The sequence below is a fragment of the Corynebacterium sp. KPL4072 genome, from assembly GCF_037908395.1.
In the GTDB taxonomy this organism is placed as follows: domain Bacteria; phylum Actinomycetota; class Actinomycetes; order Mycobacteriales; family Mycobacteriaceae; genus Corynebacterium; species Corynebacterium kefirresidentii.
On record NZ_JBBMGE010000018.1, the window covers coordinates 1 to 2,667 of the forward strand.

At 63.2% G+C, this 2,667-nt stretch carries 3 protein-coding genes; all 3 read left to right on the forward strand.

The window, feature by feature from the left end:
- Positions 1–135: 135 nt before the first annotated feature.
- The gene (locus tag WMP97_RS11690; protein ID WP_011272788.1) at positions 136–1,320 is read left to right on the forward strand and encodes an Nramp family divalent metal transporter; all 1,185 of its coding nucleotides are present in this window, start codon (positions 136–138) and stop codon (positions 1,318–1,320) included.
- Between the two features lie 20 nt (positions 1,321–1,340).
- Positions 1,341–1,730, forward strand: a complete 390-nt coding sequence (locus WMP97_RS11695; protein WP_005292595.1) for an NUDIX hydrolase — start codon at positions 1,341–1,343, stop codon at positions 1,728–1,730.
- Positions 1,731–1,792: 62 nt separating this feature from the next.
- The coding region (locus WMP97_RS11875; RefSeq protein WP_445293094.1) for a TetR/AcrR family transcriptional regulator at positions 1,793–2,667 on the forward strand (875 nt) is incomplete at its 3' end.

Below are 2,667 nucleotides of genomic sequence, written 5' to 3' on the forward strand. Positions count from 1 at the left end.
AATCCTCGGCGGCGCAACCCCACGTGAAATACTTAACGAACTATTCAAGCGTGGCGCATCCACCGCTTGATTCCGCCAACATATGGCGATGAAAACTAGACTTCAAGTAGTTGAACTTTTGGTATGGAGATGCCTATGCGTAAGACCTTAATCAGCCTCACCGGCCCCGCCTTCGTTGCTGCAGTGGCTTACGTCGACCCCGGCAACGTAGCCGCCAACATCAGCGCCGGCTCCCACTACGGCTACCTCCTGGTGTGGGTACTCGTCGTGGCCAACCTCATGGCCATGTTCATCCAGTACCACTCCGCCAAACTGGGCCTAGTCACCCACCGCTCCCTGCCGGAAATCATGGGCGAGCGTCTCTCCCGCCGCGCGCGCCTAGGCATGTGGGCCCAGGCCGAGCTCATCGCCGCGGCCACCGACCTCGCCGAAGTCATCGGCGGCGCCATTGCCCTGCAACTCCTCTTCAACCTCCCCCTGTTCGCGGGCGCGCTCATCATCGGCGCGGTCTCCATCATTCTCCTCATCTTCCAGAAGAAGAACCAGTGGTTCGAGGGGCTTGTCATCGGCCTGCTCCTGGTCATCTGCATCGGCTTCCTTGCCGGCCTCGCCATCGCCCCGCCCGACCCCGCCGACGTGGCCGGCGGCCTCATCCCCCGCCTAGAGGGCAAGGACAGCATCCTGCTGGCCGCCTCCATGTTGGGCGCCACCGTCATGCCGCACGCCATTTACCTACACTCCTCCCTGACCAAGCAGCGCTACCCCGACCTGGAAATCCCCCACGTGCTGGCCGGCACCCGCGCGGACATCGCCGTGGCGCTGTCCATCGCCGGGCTCGTCAACGTGGGCCTGCTGGTCCTGGCGGGCTCGGCCCTCTACGGCGTGGACGGCACAGAGACCATCTCCGGGGCCCACACGGCGATTGCCAGCCACCTCGGCCCGCTGGCCGGCGTTCTCTTCGCCATCGGCCTGCTGGCCAGCGGCCTCGCCTCGACGTCAGTGGGCGCCTACGCCGGCTCCGAAATCATGGACGGCCTGCTTCACATCAAGGTCCCCCTACTAGTCCGCCGCCTGGTCACGCTCATCCCGGCGCTGGTCATCATCGGCTGCGGGGTCGACCCCACTATGGCACTGGTGGTCAGCCAGGCACTTCTTTCCCTGGGCATCCCCTTCGCCATCATCCCGCTTTTCCGCTATGCCGGCTCCCGGGACGTCATGGGTGAGTTCGCCGCGAAACCCTGGTCTATGGCCGTGGGCTGGACGCTTGCCGCGCTGGTCATCGCACTCAATCTCGCCCTCGTGCTCCTGCCGCTGCTCTAGGCCGCCTACAATCAGCAGCCATGATTGAAGTAGCAGCCGTCGTCATCCGCAACCCACAAGGCCACGTGCTTACCGTGCGCAAGAAGTCCTCCACCAAGTACCAACTGCCCGGCGGCAAGCCCGAGGCGGGCGAGGCGCTTGTCGACGCCGCCCTGCGCGAAGTTGCCGAAGAAGTAGGCCTCACCCTCGACGCCGAGAGCCTCAACAAACTCGGCACCTTCGACGCTCCCGCCGCCAACGAACCGGGCGAGGTCGTCGTCGGCACCATCTTCACCTACACCCGCACCGTCACCGCCGACGAACCCCATGCCGCCGCCGAAATCGGCGACACCGCCTGGGTCAACCCAGCAGCCCCCGACCGCGAGCTTGCACACCTGCTGCGCGACCGCGTCTTCCCCACGCTGGCCTAGCGCCAACTGTCAACACTTCGGCGTCATTGACCTCGAAACCATCAAGAGCTACCCTTTTGAACATGTTCACTGAACACGTTCACTCATCGCGCTCGGCCGCCAAAGCTGGCACCGTCAGCAAGGTCCTAGCCACCGCCTACGAACTCTTCCTCACTCAGGGCTACGCCACCACCAGCATCCGGACTATCGCATCCGAAGCTGGCGTTAGCGTGGGAACCGTCATGGGAGTCGGCGACAAACAAACGCTGCTCATCCGCACCATTGGCCAACACATTTCAGAACTCCACGATGACATCCGGGGACAATCCGATAGCCTTCTCGATGTCCTGAGACCTTTCCTCCAGATGTTTACCGGCCACGAAGAGCTCTCCCGCGCCTTTGGCGCAGCACTCATCCAACAAGGCAATCAAGGCGAAGCGCTCACCGCACTCAAAACGCTCCTGACCGATGAAATCACCCTGCGACTCGGCACCAGGCTCAGCAGCGCCGATGCGGCCGAGTACGCCGACCTGCTGTACAACGTCTACCTCGGCTTACTCATCGGCTGGGCCGCCGGAATCTACGACACCGAGCACCTCACATCCCAAGCCGCCTCATCGATCGAACGCCTCAACACCGCATTCGGAGTAACCCAATGTCCTAGAATCTTCCCCAGCCTGGCCTCCCTTCTACTAGCAGCCATTCTGCTTGGCGACGCCGCCCTCTCCCTCAAACCAGTCCCCTTCATCGAAGCCTGCCTCAGCGGCGTCAAACTCCCCAAGGACTGGTGGTGGGCGCTCATTGTCATCAAGTGCCTCGCCGCCGTAGGACTCATTGCCGGCCTCTGGTTCCCCGGCGTAGGAATCACAGCCATGATTGGAGTCATCGCCTATTTCTGCGCGGCCGCAGCAGCCCATGTCCGCGCCCACTTCCTCGGTAGCGCATTCTGGATCCACTT